The organism is Polycladidibacter hongkongensis (assembly GCF_001561995.1).
GTDB classification, from domain to species: domain Bacteria; phylum Pseudomonadota; class Alphaproteobacteria; order Rhizobiales; family Stappiaceae; genus Pseudovibrio; species Pseudovibrio hongkongensis.
Window position 1 is genome coordinate 149,810 of the sequence record NZ_LLWC01000009.1, and the last position, 24,566, is coordinate 174,375.

The 24,566-nt window shown below is 52.8% G+C and carries 20 protein-coding genes; 14 read left to right on the plus strand and 6 right to left on the minus strand.

Annotated features, from left to right (window positions below):
- Positions 1 to 49: 49 nt before the first annotated feature.
- Complete coding sequence (locus tag AYK82_RS04025) at positions 50 to 574, minus strand: glycine cleavage system transcriptional repressor (RefSeq protein WP_068311604.1); 525 nt, start codon at positions 572 to 574, stop codon at positions 50 to 52.
- 409 nt (positions 575 to 983) lie between these two features.
- Here AYK82_RS04025 and AYK82_RS04030 point away from each other — a divergent pair, with 409 nt between their 5' ends.
- From AYK82_RS04030 to cobM, 7 genes are read left to right on the plus strand one after another with little or no spacing between them, the layout of a single operon-like run.
- Entirely contained in the window at positions 984 to 1,235 is a 252-nt protein-coding gene (locus tag AYK82_RS04030) for a DUF6732 family protein (protein WP_068311606.1), read from the plus strand.
- Positions 1,236 to 2,393 (plus strand): sirohydrochlorin chelatase, encoded by a 1,158-nt coding sequence (locus AYK82_RS04035; protein WP_068311608.1) that lies wholly within the window; start codon positions 1,236 to 1,238, stop codon positions 2,391 to 2,393.
- Positions 2,390 to 3,064: a precorrin-8X methylmutase gene (locus AYK82_RS04040; protein ID WP_068311610.1), complete on the plus strand. Its 675-nt coding sequence runs from the start codon at positions 2,390 to 2,392 to the stop codon at positions 3,062 to 3,064. The genes AYK82_RS04035 and AYK82_RS04040 overlap by 4 nt, the downstream gene beginning before the upstream one ends.
- Positions 3,064 to 4,293: a bifunctional cobalt-precorrin-7 (C(5))-methyltransferase/cobalt-precorrin-6B (C(15))-methyltransferase gene (locus tag AYK82_RS04045; protein ID WP_068311612.1), complete on the plus strand. Its 1,230-nt coding sequence runs from the start codon at positions 3,064 to 3,066 to the stop codon at positions 4,291 to 4,293. Before AYK82_RS04040 ends, AYK82_RS04045 begins: the two co-directional genes overlap by 1 nt.
- Positions 4,290 to 5,009 (plus strand): precorrin-2 C(20)-methyltransferase, encoded by a 720-nt coding sequence (gene cobI / locus AYK82_RS04050; RefSeq protein ID WP_172795181.1) that lies wholly within the window; start codon positions 4,290 to 4,292, stop codon positions 5,007 to 5,009. Before AYK82_RS04045 ends, cobI begins: the two co-directional genes overlap by 4 nt.
- Positions 4,985 to 6,838 (plus strand): precorrin-3B C(17)-methyltransferase, encoded by a 1,854-nt coding sequence (gene cobJ, locus AYK82_RS04055; protein ID WP_068311617.1) that lies wholly within the window; start codon positions 4,985 to 4,987, stop codon positions 6,836 to 6,838. Before cobI ends, cobJ begins: the two co-directional genes overlap by 25 nt.
- Positions 6,835 to 7,608 carry a precorrin-4 C(11)-methyltransferase gene (gene cobM / locus AYK82_RS04060; protein ID WP_068311619.1) on the plus strand — a complete coding sequence of 258 codons (774 nt, stop codon included), beginning with the start codon at positions 6,835 to 6,837 and terminating at the stop codon, positions 7,606 to 7,608. Before cobJ ends, cobM begins: the two co-directional genes overlap by 4 nt.
- A 47-nt stretch (positions 7,609 to 7,655) precedes the next feature.
- On the opposite strand, the gene AYK82_RS04065 is transcribed toward cobM, so the two are convergent.
- Both AYK82_RS04065 and cobA read right to left on the minus strand, forming a co-directional pair.
- Positions 7,656 to 8,981, minus strand: coding sequence for a cobyrinic acid a,c-diamide synthase CobB (locus AYK82_RS04065; protein ID WP_068311621.1), 1,326 nt, complete (start codon positions 8,979 to 8,981; stop codon positions 7,656 to 7,658).
- Positions 8,978 to 9,847 carry a uroporphyrinogen-III C-methyltransferase gene (gene cobA, locus AYK82_RS04070; protein WP_068311623.1) on the minus strand — a complete coding sequence of 290 codons (870 nt, stop codon included), beginning with the start codon at positions 9,845 to 9,847 and terminating at the stop codon, positions 8,978 to 8,980. Before cobA ends, AYK82_RS04065 begins: the two co-directional genes overlap by 4 nt.
- A 122-nt stretch (positions 9,848 to 9,969) precedes the next feature.
- On the opposite strand from cobA, the gene AYK82_RS04075 reads away from it, so the two are divergent.
- Entirely contained in the window at positions 9,970 to 11,115 is a 1,146-nt protein-coding gene (locus AYK82_RS04075) for a cobalt-precorrin-5B (C(1))-methyltransferase (RefSeq protein ID WP_244265710.1), read from the plus strand.
- Complete coding sequence (gene cobK / locus AYK82_RS04080; protein WP_068311627.1) at positions 11,112 to 11,849, plus strand: precorrin-6A reductase; 738 nt, start codon at positions 11,112 to 11,114, stop codon at positions 11,847 to 11,849. The genes AYK82_RS04075 and cobK overlap by 4 nt, the downstream gene beginning before the upstream one ends.
- A gap of 9 nt (positions 11,850 to 11,858) precedes the next feature.
- On the opposite strand, the gene AYK82_RS04085 is transcribed toward cobK, so the two are convergent.
- Positions 11,859 to 12,644, minus strand: a complete 786-nt coding sequence (locus AYK82_RS04085) for a potassium channel family protein (RefSeq protein WP_068311629.1) — start codon at positions 12,642 to 12,644, stop codon at positions 11,859 to 11,861.
- Positions 12,645 to 12,880: 236 nt separating this feature from the next.
- Here AYK82_RS04085 and AYK82_RS04090 point away from each other — a divergent pair, with 236 nt between their 5' ends.
- The 3 genes from AYK82_RS04090 to AYK82_RS04100 all read left to right on the plus strand — a co-directional run bounded on the left by AYK82_RS04090 (position 12,881) and on the right by AYK82_RS04100 (position 18,312).
- Entirely contained in the window at positions 12,881 to 13,993 is a 1,113-nt protein-coding gene (locus AYK82_RS04090; RefSeq protein WP_068311631.1) for an efflux RND transporter periplasmic adaptor subunit, read from the plus strand.
- A 3-nt stretch (positions 13,994 to 13,996) separates the two neighbouring features.
- Positions 13,997 to 17,149 (plus strand): efflux RND transporter permease subunit, encoded by a 3,153-nt coding sequence (locus tag AYK82_RS04095; RefSeq protein ID WP_068311633.1) that lies wholly within the window; start codon positions 13,997 to 13,999, stop codon positions 17,147 to 17,149.
- Positions 17,150 to 17,259: 110 nt separating this feature from the next.
- On the plus strand, positions 17,260 to 18,312 hold the full coding sequence (locus tag AYK82_RS04100; RefSeq protein ID WP_156453248.1) for a hypothetical protein: 1,053 nt from the start codon (positions 17,260 to 17,262) through the stop codon (positions 18,310 to 18,312).
- A gap of 95 nt (positions 18,313 to 18,407) precedes the next feature.
- On the opposite strand, the gene AYK82_RS04105 is transcribed toward AYK82_RS04100, so the two are convergent.
- Complete coding sequence (locus AYK82_RS04105; RefSeq protein WP_082733749.1) at positions 18,408 to 19,751, minus strand: globin-coupled sensor protein; 1,344 nt, start codon at positions 19,749 to 19,751, stop codon at positions 18,408 to 18,410.
- 269 nt (positions 19,752 to 20,020) lie between these two features.
- Between AYK82_RS04105 and AYK82_RS04110 the strand changes: the two genes are divergently transcribed.
- Together AYK82_RS04110 and AYK82_RS04115 are read left to right on the plus strand one after the other, a co-directional pair.
- Complete coding sequence (locus tag AYK82_RS04110; protein ID WP_208976374.1) at positions 20,021 to 20,500, plus strand: RrF2 family transcriptional regulator; 480 nt, start codon at positions 20,021 to 20,023, stop codon at positions 20,498 to 20,500.
- 96 nt (positions 20,501 to 20,596) lie between these two features.
- On the plus strand, positions 20,597 to 23,470 hold the full coding sequence (locus tag AYK82_RS04115) for a bifunctional diguanylate cyclase/phosphodiesterase (protein WP_068311637.1): 2,874 nt from the start codon (positions 20,597 to 20,599) through the stop codon (positions 23,468 to 23,470).
- On the opposite strand, the gene AYK82_RS04120 is transcribed toward AYK82_RS04115, so the two are convergent.
- Complete coding sequence (locus AYK82_RS04120; RefSeq protein WP_068311639.1) at positions 23,471 to 24,445, minus strand: ferredoxin reductase domain-containing protein; 975 nt, start codon at positions 24,443 to 24,445, stop codon at positions 23,471 to 23,473.
- Positions 24,446 to 24,566 lie beyond the last annotated feature (121 nt).

Below are 24,566 nucleotides of genomic sequence, written 5' to 3' on the forward strand. Positions count from 1 at the left end.
CCAGCGTGTTTTCACGTTGCTCTTTAAGATCGTTAAGGCGCAAGAGGCGTTAACCCTCTGTTACATCCTGCTCGATCTCGATCATGAGATCGCCGGCAATTTCCTCAAGAGCTTCGAGGAGTTTATCCATGTCGAGCGTTTCTGGCAGGATGATCTGTGCAGTGGCCTTAAACATCGGTTCACCGCTCATCGATCCCGGCTCCACCAGAGAGTCCAACCTGTCAATGCTGACGCCGTGCGCACCCAACACGGCGGAAACCTGCGAGATCATTCCCGGTTGGTCCTGTCCTATGAGCGAAAGAGAGGCCACAGAGCCGATAAGCTGGCTCTCGTTTTCGTGGGCATGCAGGCCGATGCTGATGCCTTTTTTATCCAGCGCACTTAGTGCTACTTCGAGCGCCGCGGCACTTTCCTGCGCAACGCCAACACGCACGACCCCCGCAAACTGGCCGCCAAGGCGCGTCATAGCGCTGTCAATCCAGTTGCCTCCATGGGCAGCAACAACTGCGGAAATCTCGCCCACGAGCCCCGGCCGGTCTTCCGCCACCGCGGTAAGGACAATCTCGGTTTTCATCAGCTTCCTCCTTGTCTGGCAGGTCTGTGCGCCTTTGGCAGCACAGGCCACGCTACTTTTGACCGAAGCTTTGCTGGTTTTTCCCTTTAAATCAACTAGGTATTTGCGATTTTATGGCACGACAGACGGCACTAAACGCCTTAAACCAAAAAACAAGAAAACGCGGCTTGCCTTTGTCAGGCTCTGTCTATAGCGTGGCGGTGAAATTCGACGGCGTCCTGTGATGGACTGAAAGAGATTCTAAAAGCGGTTGACCCAAATCGGGGACTTAATTTGGAGCTGTCTAGCAATATGCGATTGCGCTTGATGCGCGTTGCCTTGCATTGGCCTTTCTTAAAATCACCAGACGTCTCTTATAGCCACGCCTTGTGGGGCAACTGTCCTTCTTTGGCTGCAAACGGAGATACTGATGAGCTTTTCTTCCCGTGCTTTTTTGAGCTGTGTGTTTACTACACTGCCAACGGTGGCATTCGCCCATGGCGGCCATATTGGCGAATTGGCAGGTCATGCCCACTGGGTCGGTGCCGCTGCGTTGGCAGGTGCGGCCATTCTTGCTGGCCTTGTTGCGCGTGAGCGCAAAAAAACCAAGCAACAAGAAGTAGAAGAAACCGCAGAAGACACCGCAGCCACACCGGAAGCCGGTGAAGCCGAGGCCGTTTAAATGATCCCTGAATACACTGCGAATAACGAAAAAATCGGCATCATGGTTTGTGGCCATGGCAGCCGAAACAAAGGTGCTGTGAGCGAATTTGCGCGCTTGTCAGAGGGCATGCGTGCCCGTTTCCCTCATGTGCCGGTAGACTACGGTTATCTGGAATTTGCCAACCCTGTGATCCATTCCGGGCTGGATGAGCTACGCGCTCAGGGGTGCACGCGTATTTTGGCTGTGCCGGGCATGCTGTTCGCTGCTGGCCACGCGAAAAACGATATCCCGTCTGTGCTGAACACCTATCAGGCCAAGCATCCCGAAATCACTATCGACTACGGCCGAGAACTGGCTGTTGACACGCGCATGGTGCGTGCTGCCAGCGCCCGTATTCAAGAAGCCATAGATGCAGCGCCAACCGAAGTGGCCAATGAAGATACGCTTCTTATGGTGGTCGGGCGTGGTGCATCAGATCCCGATGCAAACTCCAATGTTGCGAAAATCACGCGGCTGATCTGGGAGGGCATGGGCTTTGGCTGGGCGGAAACCTGCTATTCTGGTGTGACTTTTCCGCTTGTTCAGCCGGGCTTGGAGCATGCGGCAAAGCTAGGCTACAAGCGCATCATCGTTTTCCCGTATTTCCTGTTTAACGGGGTATTGGTGCAGCGTATCTACAATTTTGCAGATGAAGTGGCAGCGGCGCATCCACAAATCGAATTCATCAAGGCAAGCTATCTGAACGATCATCCCTTGGTGCTCGATACTATGGCAGAACGCCTTGCTGAGATTCTCGGCGGCGAAAACAACATGAATTGCCAGCTCTGCAAATATCGCGAACAGGTGTTGGGGTTTGAAGACGAAATCGGCTCGCCGCAAGAAAGCCACCACCACCATGTGGAAGGCCTCGGCGATGAAGCCGAATGCAAGCTGTGTGATACCACGTGCTCAGGAGCTTGCGATAAAGCAGCGCTTGGAGAGGATGTCTCGGGCCATCATCACCATGACCACGCGCACGAGCATACGCATAGTCACGACCATGCCCACGGGCATCACCACCACGATCGCGCCCATGATCACGACCACGGCCATCACCATCATCCGTATCCACATGCAGATCACCCGCACGGGCCACGCTCGATGTTGAAAGAGCATCGGACAAAGAGGCCCTCGTGAGCGATACCAGCGGCGAGAACTATCAATACATCCGTGATCCAAAAGCGATCTACGAGGCATCCTTTCAGATTGTCCGGCAGGAGGCCAACATGGATCACCTGCCAGCGGATCTGCATCCGGTTGCCATTCGTCTGATCCATGCTTGTGGCATGACAGACCTGCCAGCGGATCTGCGCTTCAGCTCCGGCGTGGTTGCCACTGCCCATGCTGCCTTACGTCAGGGCGCGCCTGTGTTGTGTGATGTGGAGATGGTTGCTCATGGCATCATCCGAAGGTATCTGCCAGCGCAAAACGAGGTGTTTTGCAGCTTGAATATGCCGGATGTACCGCACATTGCATCCCGCATCGGCAATACGCGCTCGGCGGCGGCTGTTGAGCTGTGGCACGAGCGGTTGGAAGGCGCTGTTGTGGCCATTGGGAATGCGCCAACGGCTCTGTTCTATCTAATGGAATTGGTCGCACGTGGCGGCCCGCGCCCCGCTGCCATTCTCGGGTTTCCTGTGGGCTTTGTCGGTGCGGCAGAATCAAAAGCTGCTTTGGCGGCAAACAGCTTGGGGCTGCCCTATCTCACGCTTTTAGGACGGCGCGGTGGCTCTGCCATAGCCGCAGCTGCGGTAAATGCCATGGCCGCGGGTCTGCCAGAAGAGCAACCGAGAAAGGAACAGGGCTAATGGCCAACCTGCCTGCACCCAACCTGCCTACACCATGGCTAACCATCGTAGGCATTGGCGAGGATGGTCCCGCTGGCCTCTCCAATGTTGCCCGTGCTGCGTTAGAAAATGCACAGCATATCTACGGTGCAGCCCGTCACTTCCAGTTGATTGGCAACACCAAGGCGGCACAACATCCTTGGCCCTCGCCCTTTAAAGCAGGCATAGAGGCGCTTGGAAAACGGCGCGGCTCTCCGGTGGTGGTTCTGGCAACAGGTGACCCGCAGTGGTTTGGTATTGGTGCGACATTATCCCGGCATATTCCGGCTGAAGAAATGCTGTGCCTGCCGCATTCCTCCGCGTTTTCGCTAGCATCAGCCAAGCTGGGCTGGGGCCTGCAAGAGGTTGACTGTCTTTCCGTGCATGGCCGCCCCTTAGATGCTTTACGGGCCGCGCTTTACCCCGGCGGCAAGCTCTTGCTGCTGACAGCAAATGGCGAAAGCCCCGCGCAAATCGCAGATCTGCTGGTTGATGAAGGGTATGGCCGCTCACGCTTGACAGTGTTGGAGCATCTGGGCGGGCCAAAGGAAAATCTACATTCAGATCTGGCTGAGCATTTTACAGCAAATGTGGCAGATCTGAACATTGTCGCAGTGGAGCTGGAGGCAGGCGCCTTTACGCCTTGCTATGGTCGTACGCCGGGCCTGCCGGATACCGCCTTCAATCATGATGGCAAGTTGACCAAGCAAGAAACCCGCGCGGTTACCTTGGCAAAACTGCGCCCATTGCCCGGGCAAACCCTTTGGGATGTGGGGGCAGGGTGCGGCTCAATCGCCATTGAGTGGTTGCGCGCCGCGCCGCGCACCATCGCTTATGCGCTGGAGCCGGATACAACCCGCCGGGCCCGGGCGTTGGCTAACGCTGCGGCGCTGGGCGTGCCGCAACTACACTTGCTTGAGGCCCGCGCACCAGAGGGCCTTGACGCCTTGCCAGAGCCGGACGCAATCTTCATTGGTGGTGGCCTTACAGCACCGCAGATGATCGAGACGTGTAGCGCACGGCTGAAGCCATCGGGCCGTCTCGTCGCCAATGCGGTAACTCTTGAGGGGGAGGCCATCTTGCTAAGCGCCTATCAAAAATATGGCGGCGAGTTGAGCCGCCTTGCAGTCTCGCGGGCAAGCCCAGTTGGAACACTCACCGGCTGGCGCCCGCTGATGACAGTGACACAATGGAATTGGACCAAACAATGATAGGGACCTTGTATGGCGTTGGCCTTGGCCCGGGTGATCCGGAGCTGATGACGCTCAAAGCCCACCGCCTTATCGCCGCAGCTCCGGTGATTGCCTATCCAGCCGCTACTGGTGTGCCCAGCTTTGCCCGCGAAATTGCGGCGCAGGCCATTGGCGCTGGCACTGAAGAAATTCCCATGGAAATGCCCATGCGGACAGACCGTTTTCCAGCCATAGAGGTTTACGATAGAGCCGCAAAAATCATCGCATCTCATCTGGTCGAAGGCAAAGATGTTGTGGTGCTGTGCGAGGGAGACCCATTCCTGTTCGGCTCCTTTATGTATCTTTATGAGCGTTTGGCCGCCGACTTCCCCTGCGAAGTTGTGCCCGGCGTCTCTTCTGTGCCAGCTTGTGCAGCCGCGCTTGGCCGTCCGCTGGCTGCGCGCAATGATGTTCTTACCATTGTGCCCGGGCCACTGGAAAACGCGCGAATCCGTCCGTTGATCGAGGCCGCAGAAGCGGTCGCCATTATGAAAGTTGGCCGCCACCTGCCACGTTTAAAAGCGCTGCTGGCTGAAATGGATCTTCTGCACACAGCAGGTTATGTCGAGCGGGCAAGCCTGCCAAATATGCGGGTAATGCCGTTAGCAGACCTAAAGGCGGAAAAAGCGCCTTATTTCTCAGTTATTCTTATCTACAAGGGAGAAGAGCCATGGCAACTGCCCCGGCAATCCTAGTTGTCTCGCCCGTCGCCCTCCAAACCGCGCGCAAAATAGCGCAGGAGCTGGACGCCGCACTTATTCACGGATTCTTGCGCGAAGGCGAGAGTGGGGCAGAGTATGATCTGACCTTTTCCAACACAGCAGAGCATATGCGCGGCTTGTTTGAGGCCGGCCGGCCTATTATCGGGGTTTGTGCAGCGGGGATTATCATCCGCGCGCTTGCGCCGCTGCTAAGTGACAAACAGAGCGAGCCCCCCGTTTTGGCTGTTTCCGAGGATGGCTCTGCCGTTGTGCCACTGCTGGGTGGTCACCATGGTGCCAATCGTCTAGCAAAACAACTTGCGGAAGCATTGGACGGTACAGCGGCAATTACCACCGCAGGAGATACAGCCTTTTCTGCGGCGCTGGATGAAGTGCCAGAGGGCTACAGCATAGGCAATCCGCAAGCTGCAAAGCCTGTGATGGCGGCGCTGCTTGCTGGAGAGCAGTTGAAAATCAATGGGGAAGCTGGCTGGCTTGTTGGCAGCGATCTACCAATCAGCGACAGTGGGTCGCAGCAGCTCACAGTGACACCACAAGCGAAAACCGCGGCGGACGGTGAGCTGATTATTCACCCCAAAACCCATATTGTTGGTCTTGGTTGTGCGCGCGGCTGCCCTTTGGAGGAAGTGGAAGCCCTGCTGCTTAGCGCACTTGAGCGAGCAAACATAGCCATCGGCGCTGTGGCAGCCTTTACGTCGATTGATCTGAAAGCTGATGAAACGGCCTTTAACGGGCTCTCGCAGAAATATGGCATTCCCCTGCGTGTGTTTTCAGCGGTAGAACTGGAAAAGCAAGCCTCGCGCTTACAAAACCCATCCGATGTGGTTTTCGCTGAGGTTGGTTGCCACGGCGTGAGTGAAGGCGCTGCGCTTGCCGCTGTCGGTACAAATGGGCATTTGGTTTTGCCAAAGCAAAAAACCGCAAATGCGACAATTGCGATTGCCTCCTGTCAAACGCCGATCAGCAGCAACAGTATTGGTCGCGCCCGTGGCCGCTTGCATGTTGTGGGCATTGGTCCGGGGCGTGATGATTGGCGTACGCCAGAGGCCTCACAGTGGCTCAGCGCGGCCGATGAAGTCGTTGGCTACGGCCTTTATCTGGATTTGGTAGCGCCGCTCATCAAAGGAAAACAACGCCATGCATTCCCTTTAGGTGCTGAGGAGGAGCGGGTCCGCTTTGCTCTGGAACGTGCAGCAACGGGGCGCAATGTGGCTCTGGTCTGCTCGGGCGACAGCGGTATCTACGCAATGGGAGCGCTTGTTTACGAGCTGTTGGACCGCGATGAGAACAATGGCGGTGTGAGCGATGCGGCTCGCCGTATCGAGGTAGCTTCTTCGCCAGGTGTGTCAGCTATGGTGGCACTTTCAAACCGCATCGGCGCGCCACTGGGACACGATTTCTGCGCGATCTCGCTTTCAGACCTGCTAACCCCGTGGGAGACAATTCAGCAGCGTGTGACAGGCGCTGCCCAAGGTGATTTCACCATCGGTTTTTACAACCCAGTCTCCATGCGCCGGCGCACGCAATTGGCATGGGCTAGAGATAAGTTGCTGGAGTATCGCCCCGCTGAAACGCCTGTTGTCCTTGGCAGTAATATCGGTCGGCCACAGGAAAAGCTCACTATTACCTGCCTAGGCGCTTTAGAGGTTGATCAAGTGGATATGCTGACCACTGTGCTCGTTGGCAGCTCACAATCAAAAACTGGCGGTAACGGCTGTTTTGTCTACACCCCGCGGGGTTACGCAAAAAAAATAGATGCCCAACTGGAGCAGGAACAGACAAAGGAAGAAGCCAAATTATGACCGTACACTTCATTGGGGCTGGACCTGGAGATCCAGATCTGATCACCGTTCGTGGCCTAAACCTGATCAAATCCTGTCCTGTATGCCTTTATGCTGGCTCGCTCGTGCCTGAGGCGATAGTTGCAGCAGCGCCGGAAGGTGCCCGTGTTGTCGACACCGCGCCGATGACGCTGGATGAGATTATTGATGAAATTGTCGCAGCCCATGAAAAAGGCGAGGATGTCGCACGGGTTCACTCTGGCGACCCGTCAATCTATGGTGCCACAGCTGAGCAAATGCGCCGACTGGATGCTTTGGGAATACCCTATGATGTCACGCCGGGTGTACCAGCGTTTGCTGCTGCAGCCGCCGCGTTAAAGACCGAGCTTACCATACCGGAAGTCGCGCAGACAATTATTGTGACGCGTACAGCGATGCAATCCTCAAAAATGCCGGAGGGGGAAGATCTTACTACACTGGGTAAATCCGGCGCCACGCTGGCCATTCACCTTTCTGTGCGCAATCTGGGCGAAATTCACCGGCAACTTGCGCCGCTATACGGCGAGCAGTGCCCCGTGATTGTTGCCTACCGTGTGGGCTGGCCCGATGAACAGTTCATTCATGGCACATTGGCAACCATAAAAGACAAGGTCAAAGCGAAGAAGATTACACGGACAGCGTTGATCTTCGTCGGTCCTGCCTTAAAGGCTGGGCAAGAATTTCGCGACAGCGCGCTTTATGATGCGCAGCATGTGCATGTGCTGCGCCCGAAGAAAAAAGCTACAGCCTAAGCCAGCGCTGTAAAGGGGAAAGTAAGCGGCGAGGGGCGTTCCGCCCCTCACATTTTTCGCGTCTTTTCGCATATTACATGCGCAAAAGAGCCGGCAACGCGACCGCGTTGCAAGCCCATGTCTGCAAGGTGTGCGCCAGTGGCATCTTGTGCAGTGAATAGAGCTGGGGCATTGCCAGTGCCCACAGTGCTGGCATAATGAAACTCGTGGGCCATAAGCGCCCTCTTCCATGGCAGGAAGTTATTGGCGCAGAGGTGTAATTGCCGATAGCCTAAATGCAGTTTGCGCTGCTGGAAACTGGTTTGCAGGGGCAATAACCCCAGCATCGCATGGGCGTGGCCATCCTTGTCAACAAGCGTATCGCCAAGACACATATACCCGCCGCATTCACCATAGACCACCACTCCTTGCTCGGCAGCCCGCTTCATACCCTGCCGAAAAACATGGGCACCGGCCAGTTGACCGGCATGCAGCTCAGGATAGCCGCCGGGTAAAAAGACAGCATCGGCAGCTATATTGGGGGCTTCATTCGCAAGAGGGGAGAAGAAAGAGAGCTCCGCCCCCTGTTGCTGCCAGCTCCGCAGCACATGCGGATAACAAAAGGCAAAGGCAACATCACGCGCAATTGCAATCCGTTGTCCCAATGGGCGCAATATCCCGTTAGCCCCGGCCGGGACTGGTGCTTGCGCCAGCGGGCGGCTGGTGCCAAAAAGCCCCTGTAAATCAACTTGCTGGGTTATCTTCTTGGCAGCATTTTCTAAAAAAGCCTCAAGGTTGGCGTGCTCTCCCGCTTGCACCAGCCCCAAATGGCGCTTAGGCAGGCCGAGCTCTGAATCACGGTAAATTACTCCAACAATAGGTATGGCGAGGGGCGCAAGGGCCATGCGCAGCATGGCTTCGTGTTTTGGCGAGGCAACGCGGTTGAGTAGGACGCCGGCTATCCGCACATCCGCGCGATAGCTTGCAAACCCATGCACAAGGGCAGCGACGGACTGAGCTTGCTTCTGGCAATCGATAACGAGCAGAACTGGCAGGCCTAGCAATGCAGCAAGATCGGCGCTGGAGCCGCCGCCATTGGCAGCCCCGTCAAACAGCCCCATTGCCGCCTCTAGCAGGAAAACATCCGCACCCTTGCAGTGTTGGCGAGAAAGGGACTGGATTTGTGCGCCGTCCATCGCATAGGCATCCAGATTAATGCATGCCGCACCGCTGGCCGCTGAGTGAAATGCAGGGTCTATGTAATCTGGGCCCGATTTTGCCGAGCGGACGCAGTAACCCTCATTACGTAAGGCGCGCAACAAGGCGAGTGTTACAGTTGTTTTTCCGGCGCCAGATGAAGGCGCGGCGATCATCAGCCCTTTTGCAGGCATCATTGTGCCGCCTCAGCTGGCGCATCTGCAGGAGGTTGCGCAAGAGGATTGGCCTCAAGCTTGCGCCCGTGGAGGGCTCCCAGCCAGTCAAGGCCATTGCGCAAACGCACCACTTCGCCGACAACCACAATCGCTGGCGGGCAAATACCTGCTGCTTTGGTGTCTTCCACGCACCGGCCCAATGTTGTTTCCAGCACCGTTTGTGATGGCAAAGAAGCATTACAAACAAAGGCCATTGCTTCTTTTGGGCGCCGCCCGCCTGCCAACAGTTTATCCCGTATGGTGGCAAGATGCTTCATCGCCATATACATCACCAAAACGGGGGAGCCCTGCGCCAGCGCTTCCCAATTTAGCGCATCGGGCGTGAGGCCGTTTTGATCGTGTCCGGTCAAGAACGTAACAGCCTGATTGATACCGCGATGCGTGGAGGGAATACCGGCATAACTAAGGCCGCCGATACCAGCGGTAATGCCCGGGATAATGCGAAAAGGCACCTCTGCCTCCACAAGGGCCAGCGCTTCCTCCCCGCCACGGCCAAAGACAAATGGATCTCCGCCTTTGAGCCGCAAGACCTTTTTGCCCTGCTTGGCCAGCTCCACCAGCCGCAGAGAAATGGAGCGCTGCTTGGGCGAAGGTTTGCCGCCGCGCTTTCCAGCATATTCAAGCGTGGCAGCGCTTGAAGCCCAGCCTAAAATGCGCTCATCTACCAGTGCGTCGTAAATAATAACCTCGGCTTGTCGCAGGCCATTTAACGCATGCACAGACATTAAGCCCGGATCGCCGGGGCCAGCACCAGCCAGCCACACCCACCCAGCGTCTAGCGTAGGTAAGCTGTAATCGGAAAGGGGAAAAGCATCTTCAAATTCCATAGAGAGACTTTACCGGTTCCAAGCAGCATCGCCAAGTCATCACATCCGATAAACCTAAGGAATTCCAATCTTTCCTATGGTTTGCATCTAGGTTTTTTACCTGCCTGCGCTATAACAAATTCATGAGTTCAAACAGGCAAAAGCAAATGGAAGAGCGCGGCAATGCGTCCTCAGCTCTGCGCAGTGGCTGGACAACGGGCGCCTGTGCCGCCGCCGCAGCCAAATCTGCCTTCACTCGGCTGCGGCATGGCGAATTTTCTGATCCTGTTTCCATATGTTTGCCGCGCGGTGATGAACCGTTTTTCCCGTTATGCAGCGAGCTGGCCGGGGAGGGGGAGAGCCCGCTATGGGCTGAGGCAACCATAGTGAAAGATGCAGGCGATGATCCTGACGTGACCCACGGCGCTCATGTGTCTGCGCGGGTGGATCTTTTGCCAGCGGGCAGTGGCTTGCAGTTTTGCGCAGGCGAAGGGGTAGGGAGGGTCACACGGCCCGGGTTGCCTATCCCTGTTGGAGAACCCGCGATCAATCCGATGCCGCGAAAGATCATCGAACAAGCACTGCGAGATGTGATTGGCCCCGATGCCCCATTAGATGTGAAGGTTACAATCAGCATCGCAGGCGGTGCGGCGCTTGCACTCAAAACCATGAACCCGCGGCTGGGTATCGTCGGCGGGCTATCCGTTTTGGGCACAACAGGTGTTGTGAGGCCATTCTCCTGCGCGTCATGGATTGCCTCTATTCATCGCGGGGTTGATGTCGCGCGGGCAAGTGGCATACAACACGTGCTTGCGGCCACTGGAGCAACATCCGAAGACGCCTTGCGGCAAGTCTATCCGGATATGGCAGAACACGCCTATCTGGATATGGGTGACTTCGCAGGTGGACTACTCAAATACCTGCGGGCGCACCCTGTTCCCCGTCTGACCTTGGCAGGTGGTCCTGCCAAACTCCTCAAGCTGGCCCAAGGGGCGATGGATCTGCATTCCGCCCGCTCACAAGTGGATTTCAAAGCGCTCTCGAATTTTTTAACGCAGCGCAGTGCCCCAGCTGAGCTTGCCGCACAGGCCGCACAGGCTAACACGGTGAAGCAAATTAGCGACCAAGCGGTAGAGCTTGGCTATAATCTGGGGGATGAAATCGCCGAGAGTGCAAAGGAAGCCAGCCAAAAAATTCTTAGAGGTGCACCTGTACAGGTAGAAGTCTTCGTATTTGACAGACAAGGGAAACAGCTTGGTTCAGCCCCTTGCCGTAAGGAGGGAGTGTGAGCAAAAAACTCCTAGTCCTTGGAGGTACAAAGGAAGCGAGAGAGCTAATCGACCGCCTCGCACTATGTGACAATGTCGAAACAACCGCCTCGCTAGCAGGGGCTACAAAAGCTCCACTCCCGCTGGCTGTAACAGCGCGCAGCGGCGGTTTTGGTGGCGTTGTGGGGTTAAAGAAATATCTGCAAGAGCATCAGATAACCACGCTGATCGATGCAACGCACCCCTTTGCCACGCAAATAACCGCCAATGCACGTCATGCCTGTGAAGCCAGCGATGTTGAGTACCTAAGGCTAACCCGTCCACCTTGGCAGCCAAGCAACGCAGATACTTGGTACCAGTTCGCTGATCTATCGCAAGCCATCGCAGCTTTACCGGCAGGCGCGCGTGTCTTTTCTGCCATTGGCAGCAAGGAAGCTGCGCGCCTCTCATCAAGACCAGACGTTTTCTGGGTCGTTCGGGCACTTGATGCCGAGTTGGAAGCCAAGGTATCCGACACATGCCAAGTGATAATCGAGAAGCCGCGCACGCGTGTCGAAGATGAGATCCACTTGCTGAGATCCTTGCGGGTCGATGCTGTTCTGGCAAAAAACAGTGGTGGTAGCGCAGGTTACAACAAGATTGCCGCAGCACGCCACCTCTCTCTACCTCTCTACCTTGTCGATCAACCCAAGAATACCGCGCCAACTGAGCGCGTGTTTCATTCGCTCGACCAGCTGCTTGAGATGATCAGATAACTTGATTCATTAAAGTGTATCCCCCTCATTGGGAATATGGATTGTTGCCCCGCAATGCTTGCAATGCACCGCATCCGGATCGTGGCGTTTTAACCCGCACGTCTTACAGGTAACCTTGATCTTTTGTGGGCGGAAAATCGTCTGCACCAAGCGCAAGAACAAAGCTACCCCAAACACCATGATCAAGATTGTCAGCAGTCGGCCGACGCTATCGGTCATCGTGATATCGCCATAACCGGTCGTTGTCAGTGTGGTCACAGTGAAATACAGCGCATCAAAGAAGTTGTTAATGCTCGGATTTACATGGACTTCCAAGACAAAGACAACCGCACTTACCACGAAGATAAACACAAGCAGGTTCATTGAAGACGAGATAATGTCCTCGTGTCGCTTGAACCACTTGAAATGCTCCCGCAGCTCTTTGAGAACATGGTAAGAGCGCAGCAGGCGCAGCATCCTTACAACGCGCAAAAAGCCAAGGTTCTCTATGTAAAGCGCTGCGAATAAAGAGATAATTACCAGAACATCAATTAGTATGTGGAAGCTAAGCAATGCCCGCAATGGGCGAATGCTTATGATTAGTCTTGCCAGCAAGTCACAAAGCAATATCGCGCCGATAACATAATCCACGACGATGAAAGATCGAGGCAGGTCGATGAGAGAGCTGACAAGGAAATAGCAAACCGTAACAAGGTCAAATAATAGCAATGCTATGCGCCAGTGCTGGCCCGGCTCATCCGCGCCAAAATACAGCCGTCGAAGTGATGTGCGCCACCCTTGTTCTTCCAATTGCATGCTACGTTCCCAATTCCAGTTTTTTCAAATCACCGCTCTTTGGCAAGGTAAGCCACGCCAAGGCAAGCGCAAATTGATTTGCATTCCAATCTAGCAAATCGCATCGACAGATAACAAAGCCGCACCGAAATAGCCAATAAACCCCCTAGAATTCATAGATCACCATTACACAATTAGTTACCTCCGGCTTCTAGGATCGAATGCAAAACCGGTGCTCTAGCGCGGAGAAGCAACGAATGATAACGATATGCCAGCGCATTACCCCATTTGTATTGGCGTTGTTTTTGGGCTCGGGTGCGGTTGCACAGGAGAAAGATGCCGCTGCCAAGGTGCCCCCGCCAGCTGTAATTGTTGAAGCAGCTTCAATGCAAACCATCGACTCTGCAAAAAAGTTCGCTGGGCGCACTGAAGCGCTGAACAGGGTCGAGCTGATTGCACGCGTTGGGGGGTTTCTCGACAAGGTAAGCTTTAAGGAAGGGCAGCTCGTTAAAGAGGGGGATCTGCTCTATACGATCCAGAAAGCACCCTATAAATTTGCCGTTGATCGCGCCAAGGCCAGTGTGGATGCGGCCCAAGCACAAGTAGATCTCGCTAAGGTTGATTTTTCACGGAAAGAAACGCTGGTAAAAAAAGACACCATCTCGGTGTCTGAGCTGGATACGGCCCGCGCAACATTACAAGAAGCCGAGGCAACACTTGAGCTACGCAAAGCCGATTTGGACCTTGCTCAACTAGATCTCAGCTACGCGGAAATATCTGCTCCGGTCACAGGGCGCATCAGCAAAAGCAACTACCAGCTTGGGGCCTACGTCACAGCGCAAAGCGGCACACTGGCAACAGTCACCTCCATGGATCCGATCCGTGTGGCATTTCCCGTGCCGCAAGCCGTTTTGCTCGCGGGAAAGAAACAAGGTCTCGATTCTTCGGACAAACTCAAGGTAAACATCATTCTCACAGATGGAACCACCTACGAGCACTCCGGCAAAATTGACTATCTCGACGCTGCTGCTGATGCGAGCACCGATAGCGTTACCGCTCGAGCCCTGTTCGCTAATCCTGATGGCCTGCTTTTTGATAACCAGTTGATCGACATTAGCGTAAGTCAGAAAGATCCCCAGCCGGTGCTTACAGTTCCGCAGGCGGCGCTGCTTATCGATCAGAAGGGGCCGTTCGTCATTATGGTCGACAAAGACAACGTCGCGCAGCAGCAGCGCATCACAATACGCGAGCAGATTAACGGCCTCGTGGTGGTCTCTGAGGGGCTGAAAAAAGGAGACCTTGTGATCACCAACGGCATTCAAAAGGTGAGACCTGGTCAACCTGTAAACCCCAAGCTCGCGGGGCAATAAGCGATGATTTATGATGTCTTTATTCGTCGCCCGCGGTTGGCGTTGGTGATCTCGATCCTGATTGTCTTGATCGGGTTCATTTCGATTACCGTTATCCCAGTTTCGCAGTATCCCACCATCGCTCCGCCCACAGTGCAGGTTGCCGCGACTTACATCGGCGCCGATGCAAAGACAGTAGAAGAAAGTGTCGCTCAGCCGATAGAGGGGGCGGTGAATGGCGTAGATGGTATGCGCTATATGAAGTCATCAAGCGCAAGTGACGGCACCTACTCGCTTACCGTCTATTTTGATCTCACTACCGACCCTGACATTGCCTCGGTAACCGTGCAAAACCGCATTAGTGCAATTGAATCTAAGCTGCCTCAAGAGGTGCGGGATCTCGGGATAACAGTGCAAAAAAAGGCAGGCGACATGCTCATGGCCTTCGCCTTTATATCTCCCGAAGAAACCCATAATGGCCTATTTATTTCAAATTTTGTGACGATCAATATTATCGATGAATTAAAACGCCTTAACGGTGTTGGCGATGCGCTAGTTATGGGTGCGCAAGACTACTCGATGCGTATCTGGATCGATCCAGACAAGTTACGGTCCTATTCGCTGGTTGCTGAAGACGTAATCAACGCCGTGCAAAGGCAAAACAAGCAAGCCGCCGTTGGCCGTGTCGGTTCTGCGCCTGTCTCGAAGGACCAGCAGCTACAATTCACCGTGACAGCGAAAGGCCGCCTTAATTCCGCAGAGGAATTTAGCAATATTGTCCTGCGCGCCAATACAGATGGATCTTTCGTGCGCCTTAGAGATGTTGCGCGGATAGATTTGGATTCAGCATCCTATGATGCGGTTGCGCTCTTTAATCAGCAGGATTCAGCGATGATCGGGATATTCCTCTCCCCCGGTGCTAATGCTGTGGCCGTTGCCGAGCGCGTCAACAAGCGTCTGGAGGAGCTTTCACAGCGCTTCCCGGAGGACCTCAGCTACATATCCGTTTTCGATACTTCGCTGTTTGTGAATGAAATGATCTCGAAGGTCTTACATACGCTGATCGAGGCGTTTGTTCTGGTGACCATTGTTGTCTATGTTTTCTTGGGCAGCATGCGCGCAACAGTTATTCCGCTTATCGCGGTTCCTGTGGCCATTATCGGCGCAGTCGCCGTGTCATACATGCTTGGTTTTACAGCAAATACGATTTCTCTTCTGGCGCTTGTCTTGGCCATCGGCATTGTCGTTGATGATGCGATTATCGTGGTAGAGAATGTCGAGCGCATTATGCACGAAGAGCCTGATTTGTTGCCGTCCCAAGCGACAAGTAAGGCAGTCTCTGAAATTGCAGGGCCGGTGCTGGCGATCACCTTTGTCTTGCTCTCTGTGTTTGTTCCTGTCGCCTTTCTCCCCGGTTCGACTGGGGTTTTGTTCCGGGAATTTGCGGTTACGATTTCCGCGGCGATGGTATTGTCAGCCATCAACGCTTTAACCTTGTCTCCGGCTCTTTGCGCGATTTTCATGCGTCCGGGTGAGTTGACGGGTCTTATGGCTAAAATAACCGCGGCCATTGACAATCTCAGCCACACATATGCCGGCCTCATCAAGCGGACAGTGCATCTGTCGGCCTTCTCGGTGGTCGCTGTTGTCGCATTTGCGGGCCTTGCAGTGTTGGTGCTTAAGTTCACCCCGGATGGCTTTGTTCCTGCCGAGGACAAAGGCTATGCGATGGTCTTGGTGAACCTACCTCCCGGGGCATCTTTAAACCGCACGGAAGAGGCCATGATTAAGGCCGACAACATCATCCGTAAAGATCCCGCCGTGTTCGCAACCACGATGGTACCGGGCTACAACTTGCTTGGCGGTGGTGGCACCACATCTAATGCGGGTGTCATTTTTGTGAAGCTGAAAGATTATGAAGAGCGGAGCACAAGGGCACTCTCGTCCTTTGCCTTTATCTACAGGATGTACCCGCAACTTTCCTCCCTACCAGATGCAACCTATTTCCCTGTAAACCCTCCGGCAATTGATGGCCTCGGTTCTGTCGGTGGTTTTGAATACATAATGGAAGCCCTTCAAGGGCAGGATCCGACAGAATTAGAGGCCATTGGTAAGGCTCTCACCGTCGCGGCAAACCAAACAGCTAATATCGCAAGCTTTTTCACAACGTTTGATGCCGCGACCCCGCAAATCCATATCGAGCTGGATCGTGACAAAGCCCAGATTTTGGGTCTTGAGATCTCCAGTATCTTCACAGCGCTGCAAGCGACACTTGGTGGCTATTACATCAATGATTTTAATCTCTACGGCCGGACATGGACCGTTCGCATGCAAGCGGAACAAGGCTTTCGCTCGCAAATAGGCGATATTGGAAAAATTAATGTCCGCACCAACACCGGCGAGATGGTTGAACTGTCCTCGGTGCTGCAAACTGTGTTAACACGCGGCGCGAACGCTATCACCCGCTACAACAACTACCGCGCTGTCAGCTTCAACGGCAACGCCCCGGCGGGCGCAGGGTTGGGTGAAGCGATGACGACAATGGCGGCAGTAAGTAAGGATACCCTTCCTGAGGGTTACGCTTTTGAATGGACCGGTTTGGCCCTTGAACAACAAGAGGCGGCTGGCCAAACAACCATCGTCCTTTCATTGGCGTTCCTATTTGCCTATCTGTTTCTTGTCGCTTTGTACGAAAGCTGGAACACACCCATACCGGTGTTGCTCTCTGTTGCACCTGCAATAGCTGGCGCGTTGGCTGCAATCTGGTTGCTTGGTTTGGCTTTTGATGTTTATGCGCAGATTGCGCTGGTTATCCTCATTGCGCTTGCGGGTAAGAACGCAATTTTAATGAACGAGTTTTCACTGGAGAAGCGCACGCATGGGCTAAGCCTGTTTGACTCTGCCATCGAGGGCGCGCGTCTGCGCTTTCGCCCTGTGATGATGACGTCCTTGGCGTTTTCGGCAGGTCTTGTGCCACTGGTATTATCGACGGGGCCCGGTGCCGGTGCGATGATCGCCGTTGGTGTGCCGGTGTTGGCGGGGATGGTAACGTCGTTCACGCTCGGGATTTTCCTGATTCCCACGCTCTATACGGCGTTTCAGTGGCTGCGGGAGCGCGCCGGCTGGACACCAGAAAAGGAAAAAGCTGCGCGCGATGCGGGCCTCGGCGATATCTAGGGCTACGTAGCGCCTCATCCCGTCGCTTTTCTGCACAGATAACTAAGATATTGTCGATAAAACAGATAAGTGCTTTGCTTGACGCAAGGTTATTGCGTTAAGGCATCGTTGTGGTAAAAAGTACATACATACTATCGCTCATGAAGAAGGCGGCCTATCAACTCTCGATTGGAGACAGCCACAAACGTGATTGCTTGTATGCAACCATTGATGGCATTTCCCGTAGTTGCGACATTTTAATTGAGACGGCTGGTGATTTGCGCGCGTTAGAAAAGCAGATGCAACACCATGGCAATGGTCCTCAAGCGCTGCATCTGCCCAGTAGCCTAATTGGAAGCTTTGCGGAAACGGTGCTCCCTAAACTCAAAACCCCGACAGTGCTTGTAACCAGTTGCGAAGAGGAGCTGGTGACACCCGAGAAGATAGGGGCAGGAGCTTTTGAGGCATTAGCTAACAACGAGCACCTGTGTAAGTGGTATGGGCAAAATCTAGCGATCGAACATCCAAAAATGCACCCATTGCCAACAGGTCCTTACTACTCTGCTTTGCTCGGGAACGTCCGTTGTGATCAGGGCGATTTCGCCTCTCCGGTAGCGTGTGAGCTAAAAACACTATACCTGCGAAGAGAACTCACAGCTCAAGAGCAACGCCCACCCTCAATAAGCCTTGTTTCTAAAACCAGTTTGCAAATGAGACAAAACACTACGGTTATTGATGCCGCGAAATCCACCGAAGCATACTACCGCCAGCGCATTCCTGCTGGAACAGTGCTGCGTACGTCGCGAGAGACAACCTACGAAAAGTTTATGGTCTCAATGGCTGATAGCTTCTTTGTCCTACCCGAAGAGGCAGGGCACGATGGTGCTGCAATTTGGCAGGCCGTTTTGCTTGGGTCAGTGCCAATCGTCAAGCGGTCTAGCTTGAGCAGGCTCTACGACGGCCTACCGATTTTACAGGTGGAGAACTGGGCGCAGCTTACCCCAAATTCTCTCAGAGAAACAAAGGCGAAAATGCTGCGTGAAAGCTACTGCTTTGCACCGCTGTATCTAGAGTACTGGCGAGACAGAATTTCAGAGGTGGTGCCCCGCAATTTTCCGTCGCAAAGCTTCCAAGAGTTTCTGGCGACAGACCTGAAAAATATGTTCAGCATGGATGCGCCTTAGTAAGCAAGCGGAACCGGCAGCTGCGCTTGCCGGTCCATTTTTACCGCCGTAGCTGGCAGAGCCAGCATGTGGCGCAGTTAAGTCCGCTTCACACTTTATGCCTCATGCGCAAGTTTGGTAAGGAGGGCTGTGGTTTCTTTGCGCAAGCTTTCGCTCTGCGCCTTAAGTCCTTCTGCGGAATGCAGAACACCAGTCGCCGTTGAGCCAGTAGAGCTTGCAGCTTTGCTAACCTCTTGGATACTTGCTGATACAGCTTCGGTGCCTTTTGCAGCTTCATCTATGTTTCGCGTGATCGCAGAAGTGGCGGCGCCTTGCTCTTCGACAGCTCCGGATATGGCTTGAGCAATCCCGCTAATGCGTTCGATTATGCTTGCAATACTCTCGATGGAGTTGCGCGCTTCCGTCGTTGCGTCTTGAATAGCGCCAATCTCGCTTGAAATTTGCACCGTTGCATTGGCTGTCTGTTCGGCAAGGGATTTCACCTCGTGTGCAACCACTGCAAAGCCCTTGCCTGCCTCACCAGCACGAGCTGCTTCAATGGTTGCATTAAGCGCTAAGAGATTGGTCTGAGAGGAGATTTGATTGATAAGCTCGACTATGTTGCCGATTTCATCGGCCATCTTGTCCAGCTCGCTGACCTGTGCAATTGACGCACTGGATAATCCGACAGCTTCATCGACGGTTTCCGCTGCCTTTGACACCTGCTCCGCAATTTCTCGGATTGAGAGTGTTAGCTCATTAGCCGCCGCGCCAACCATAGAGACATTGCTGCTAGCTTCTCCGGAAGCGTATGCGACGTTCTTTGACGATTGTGATGTCTGTTCCGCAGCTGACGACAGGCTCTGCGAAACGCTGTATAGATCTTGCGCCGAGGCATTGATCTTTTCGGAAACTTGCCCAACTGAAGCTTCCAGCTTACCTGCCACAGAAGCAATGAGGGATTGTCTATCCCGTTGAGCTGCTTGCTCATATACCTCGATTGCAAGATCCATATCCAGAATAACAACCTGAGTTAGAACGCGGCTGAGACGATTTGCCGATCTGCTAATTCCGCCAGTGATCGTGGTTTTGAATTGGCGTTCTAAGCCACGAAGCATCTCTGCAAGCAAGAAGCTATAAGCGCCGATATACCATCTTGGTGTGAGCCCCAACCTATTGTGCGTCTCTCCAATTTTGAGTACAGACTCCGCGTAGTCTTGATCAAGTTTACCCGTACAGATGAGCTCCCAATGTAAAAGCTGTTTGCTCTTGGCCTTATCACGATGGCTACCAGAGTTGAAAAGCCTGTCTGTTTCCTCAAAGTTTTGTACGTGTTGGTAGAATACATCAAGAGCCTGCGGCACGACCCTACGCAATCCAGCTGCATGGTCCGCGAGGTAACTTAGATCCTCTGGTGTAATACCATGAAATTTGAGTCTTTCTGAGATATCTGTTTTCATAAAATTATACTGGAGATAGACAGTCAAAGAGCAACGAATAACAACCAAACAACTAAGAGGAATGACTGTAAATATATCACTTCAACTATTTGGGGTTAATAATAGTTTGTTCAGTCAAGTTTATTACATTTCTAGAAAAAGTATCCTTGATTTGAATCAATGAATATTTGGAATGAAGATTTCACTATAATTTGCAAACTGTCGTCCTAATAAAATACTTAGAATATTTATAAATTTGAAGTAGAAATTACACAATCAAGAGGTGCGGGATGAAACTCACTGGCATGGCTGACGTCGCTCTGCGGATCTTGATGTTTATGGCTGTACAACGTAGCGACAAGTGGACAATTGATAAGCTGACAATTGCCTGCAGCACGCCTCGACCCCAAGTTGCAAAAGTCGTTCAGATACTAAGTAAGGCGGGCTACATTAAGTCGCGAAGAGGTCGCTTGGGTGGTTTGATGCTGGCTCTTTCTCCATCTTCCATAAATGTTGGCAAGCTTGTGCATCATGTTGAAGAAAATTTTTTACTGACGCCCTGCTTCGGGTGTAACGAAAATGTAGGCCTCTCAAGAGACATTTGCCCCCTGCAAGAGGTTTGCCAGTTTCGTCTTGTGCTAAAGAATGCGCTCGACCTCTTTATGAGTGAGTTGGGAAGCGTGTCACTGGCCAACTTGATAGAGGACAGTGAGAGCATTCGTAATTGTCTCAATCAGCAATTTTCAGGGAAGCAGTCTGTGCCCGGCTAAGAGAAGTTTTAAGCTTTTCTTACAATTCTAACCCTACGGTAATTCCTTGGTGCAACTATACCGCAAAAAGCGGAAAACGCGCTTGGAGACTGCGCTTTGCCTGCCTACCGCCCTACAATCACAATCAAGATTGCAAGCTCTGCGATCCTGCTGATCTTGATAACCTTTACAGGGCTGTCAATTCTTGTTCCCTATCAATTGGAGAATGCCTTCAAGGAGCACTCTTTGAATTTGGAGGAACTCGCGCGGCAGCAGTTCTCTAGGCTTCAGCAAAGTAACATCTCGTTCTTGAGTTCAAAATTTAATCTAGAAATGTCCCGTGCGGCGCGCGAAGTCAGCGCCTTGGCGCGGGAGCCCGATTTTTTGTCTGCGTTGGACTCTGGTTCTTACCTCAGCACTTCATTGGTGCTGCGCGATCACAAGTTACGCTCCACTATCGATGCAATGATTGTGTTTGATAGTGAAGGGCAGATACTTGGAACGTCAAAAGAGTTTATCTCGCCTGCGGAGGTGGCGACACAGCTAGGGGCCTTCGGGTTTTTCGAGGAGCTGGCCCAAATAATCCGCAGAAACAGCACAAATGAATTTCTGGAGTATTTTGGCCTAGTGGCCAATGACAGGGTGGGCTCACTGCTGCCGGGCATACCGGAGGGGGCGCTCTCAGAGATGATTATTGCGCCAATTCTTGATGCCGACAAAAACCTACTGGCAATCATTGTCGCTCAGCGATGGTTCCGTTTTCACCAAGAACTCCTCATGGATTTAAAAGATGTTGCCAATGTCGACGCCGTTTTAATCCATAATGGAAAAATCGTTGCGGATACACGCGGTGGAAGCCTAAACAACGAAGCCCTTCAATATCCCGAACAGGCAACGGGTAAGTTGACGCGGATTGGCGATTACTTTGTTCTTTGTGAAAAGCGCAGCTTTGACCTAAATTTTTGTACGATGAAAACCTTTGCAGAGCTGCAAAGGTTTCAAGAAAGGCTGCGCGCAATTGCAGATGCGTCAGCTGCAAAAACCACCAAGCGGGTGCTTGGACTTGGCGTCATCGTCATTGTGTTTACAATATTCGCTGCAGTAACATTTGCTCGGAACATCGCAAAGCCTCTCAAAGATGTAACACGCGTTATTGCGGCCGTTGCAGAGGGGGATTATGGACGGGATATCAAAGCGACGCAGCGCTCGGATGAAGTGGGGGACATCGCCAGAGCGGCCGCAAAAATGCAACGTGCGGTGGAAGAGCGTGACAGCCTCCGCCTTAGCTTACATACTAAGAATGTGCAGCTTAGTACGCAGGAGCGGCAACTGGCTCAGCAGAATGTGCTATTTGAAACAGCGCTCGATAATATGCTTCAAGGTCTTTGTATCTTTGACAGTCAAAGACGGCTCTTACGTGCGAACAAGAGCTTCGCGTGCATGTTTGCGGCACAAAACGCAGAACCTTACCTTGGTTTAGAGTGGGAAGCTGTTGCCAGTCAACTTGCAATTAACACCACCAAAACTCATCAGGGGCAAAAGATCAGCCTCAGTCAGCTTTGGCGCACTGCACAAGAAACTCAGGCAGTCTTAACACTGGCAAACGGCAGAACCATTGAAATGTCGGTTGTACCAATGGAAAGTGGCATGTGGTTGTCTACGTTCGAAGATACGACAGAAAGAAAGCGAGCCAGCGATCATCTGGCTTACCTCGCCACGCACGACAACCTGACACGTTTGCCAAACCGGCTGCTGATGCATCGCCATCTCACCACTCAAATGCAAAAGCTGAAAGAAACGAACGACGCATTCGGCATTGTCTGGTTGGATTTGGACGAGTTTAAGACCATCAACGACTCTCTCGGACATGCGTTTGGTGATCGTTTGCTTTGTCATGTTGCAGATACGTTGCGCGCGAATATCGGTGAGGGTGAATTGGTTGCGCGGCTGGGCGGCGATGAATTTGCAATTGTTACCTCTGCGCCGATCTCCCGCGAGTTTTTAGAGGCAAAAGCGAAGCGCATTCTTAATGCGATCAATTCCCCTTGTGTACTGCAAGGGCACGAGGTCATTGTTTCCGCTTCAATCGGCGTTGTCTTGGTTGATAAACCGCAGGATAGAGTAGGGCGCCTGCTGCGCTTCGCAGATCTTGCGCTTTACAAAGCAAAGGAAAGCGGGCGCAACACATTGCGCTTCTTTGAGGAGAGCATGGAAGCAAACATCCGGTCACGGCAAGAACTTTCTACCGATTTGCATCATGCAATTGCGAAAGGAGAGATGTGGGTTGCTTATCAACCGCAAATCGATTTGAAGACCGCGCAGATTGTCGGTTTTGAGGCGCTTCTCAGGTGGGATAGTCCAAAGCATGGCCGCGTTTCTCCAGCAGATTTTATCCCTCTTGCAGAGGATACCGGGGCAATTGTCGATATAGGTTTATGGGTGCTAACGCAGGCCTGCGAACAGGCCGCTAAGTGGCCAGCCAACCTAACGATTGCGGTAAACCTCTCAGCGAAGCAAATCCAATCGCCGGAACTCATAGGAAATGTTGATAGGATATTGGCGCAAACCGGATTACCCACCAACCGGCTTGAGCTCGAAATTACAGAAACATCTCTTTTGCAAGATAATGAAAACAACTGCAGGACAATAAAGAAACTTAGGAAGCGCGGGATTCTTGTTGCGCTCGATGATTTTGGTACCGGCTACTCTTCTTTGAGTATCCTCACACGGTTTCGTGTCGACAAGATCAAAATTGACCGCTCCTTTGTTGGCGCCATGCTTACTGATGATGACTCGCGCTTTATTGTTGAGGCAATCATTAAACTGGCGTTGACAATGAGTATCCGCGTCATTGCCGAGGGTGTTGAAAATGAACAAACCAAACAGGCCTTGTGGACCGCTGGTTGCGTAGAGGCACAAGGCTACTATTTTTCAAAGCCGGTTTCCGCCGATAAAGCCCTTGAATTGCTTAAGGATCCTTATGCGAGATAGTCAAACACTCTCCATATTGGATAGTTGTTCCGCCTCTGCCAGCGCTTGATCTGAAGGTATAAGATATAGAACGGGTTTGATTGTTGCCAAAGCAGAGCGCAATTTCTCAAAAAAATCAAAGGAACCAGTTGCATGTACACAATCAAACTCATTTAGATCACCTTCCGCAGCAAGGAGGTTTTGCGCGAAACTCGCACTGCATCGGCTTGATAAATTAGCAAAGCGGTACGCAACATCATGCTCGGCGAGCCAAGAAAAGGCGCGCGCAAAACTTGGCGCTTGGTACAATTGGTCGAAAATAAAAGTTTTCGGGCGTTCTCTTAGTCCGTATGCACTGTTTACAGCGATCGCCCAAGCAGCAGAAAAACCTCCGCGCCCGCAAATTGTCACCAATCGCTCTTCTTCTCGGCGCAAAAAGGATGTGCCAAATGGTCCTTCCAATCGCATTGGTTTTCCCTCTGCAAAACGCCCGCGTTCCAAGGCCGTCTCGAAAGAAGGATTATTCCCCCGTTCCAATAAAAAAATTAGGCTACTGAACTCCGTTCCTCCATCCAGCGTAAAGCTGGGGTAGAGACGTAGCGGAGCGAGCCCGCGCGGCAATAGCTTAAAATATTGACCAGGGATCCAAGCCAAAGGTCTTTCAAAAACCAGTTGTATCTGGGAAAGCTCACTATGCAGGGAAATGGCGGAGTCCACATGTCCTCGGATCGAACCAACCTTAGGCGCAGGTTCAATATAAATTTCGCTATCACATTCAAGCGTAGCAGCGCAAGCAAGCACTCTTCCGCGATGAATTGGTGCCTGTGAATTCACACGGCCATGCACTAACTGTACGCGGCATCCTTCGCAAAACGCTCCCAGGCAATCAGGCTCAAAAGGTGCCTTCGATCGTTGGATTACGTTTGCAATAAGTTCATCAGCTTCTGCGGTAATGCTTGTTCCATTTACAATGAGTTTTAGGTCATCGGTAACCATCTGAAATCACCCTCGCAAAAAGTGGAGGTAGACTACAGCCCTTACAAGGAATGCAAAAGACAAAACTGCGCTTATTACTTTATGTTTTTACTAATCGCTTCGATTGATTAAGTTGTTTCAT

Coding starts and splice junctions, on each gene's coding strand:
- AYK82_RS04065 (WP_068311621.1), bottom strand. CDS start 8,981: ATGATGCCTGCAAAAGGGCTGATGATCGCCGCGCCTTCATCTGGCGCC.
- AYK82_RS04035 (WP_068311608.1), top strand. CDS start 1,236: ATGATCCCTGAATACACTGCGAATAACGAAAAAATCGGCATCATGGTT.
- AYK82_RS04120 (WP_068311639.1), bottom strand. CDS start 24,445: ATGGTTACCGATGACCTAAAACTCATTGTAAATGGAACAAGCATTACC.
- AYK82_RS04090 (WP_068311631.1), top strand. CDS start 12,881: ATGATAACGATATGCCAGCGCATTACCCCATTTGTATTGGCGTTGTTT.
- AYK82_RS04085 (WP_068311629.1), bottom strand. CDS start 12,644: ATGCAATTGGAAGAACAAGGGTGGCGCACATCACTTCGACGGCTGTAT.
- AYK82_RS04110 (WP_208976374.1), top strand. CDS start 20,021: ATGAAACTCACTGGCATGGCTGACGTCGCTCTGCGGATCTTGATGTTT.
- cobI (WP_172795181.1), top strand. CDS start 4,290: ATGATAGGGACCTTGTATGGCGTTGGCCTTGGCCCGGGTGATCCGGAG.
- cobM (WP_068311619.1), top strand. CDS start 6,835: ATGACCGTACACTTCATTGGGGCTGGACCTGGAGATCCAGATCTGATC.
- cobJ (WP_068311617.1), top strand. CDS start 4,985: ATGGCAACTGCCCCGGCAATCCTAGTTGTCTCGCCCGTCGCCCTCCAA.
- AYK82_RS04095 (WP_068311633.1), top strand. CDS start 13,997: ATGATTTATGATGTCTTTATTCGTCGCCCGCGGTTGGCGTTGGTGATC.
- AYK82_RS04025 (WP_068311604.1), bottom strand. CDS start 574: ATGAAAACCGAGATTGTCCTTACCGCGGTGGCGGAAGACCGGCCGGGG.
- AYK82_RS04075 (WP_244265710.1), top strand. CDS start 9,970: ATGAGTTCAAACAGGCAAAAGCAAATGGAAGAGCGCGGCAATGCGTCC.
- AYK82_RS04045 (WP_068311612.1), top strand. CDS start 3,064: ATGGCCAACCTGCCTGCACCCAACCTGCCTACACCATGGCTAACCATC.
- cobA (WP_068311623.1), bottom strand. CDS start 9,847: ATGGAATTTGAAGATGCTTTTCCCCTTTCCGATTACAGCTTACCTACG.
- AYK82_RS04105 (WP_082733749.1), bottom strand. CDS start 19,751: ATGAAAACAGATATCTCAGAAAGACTCAAATTTCATGGTATTACACCA.
- AYK82_RS04030 (WP_068311606.1), top strand. CDS start 984: ATGAGCTTTTCTTCCCGTGCTTTTTTGAGCTGTGTGTTTACTACACTG.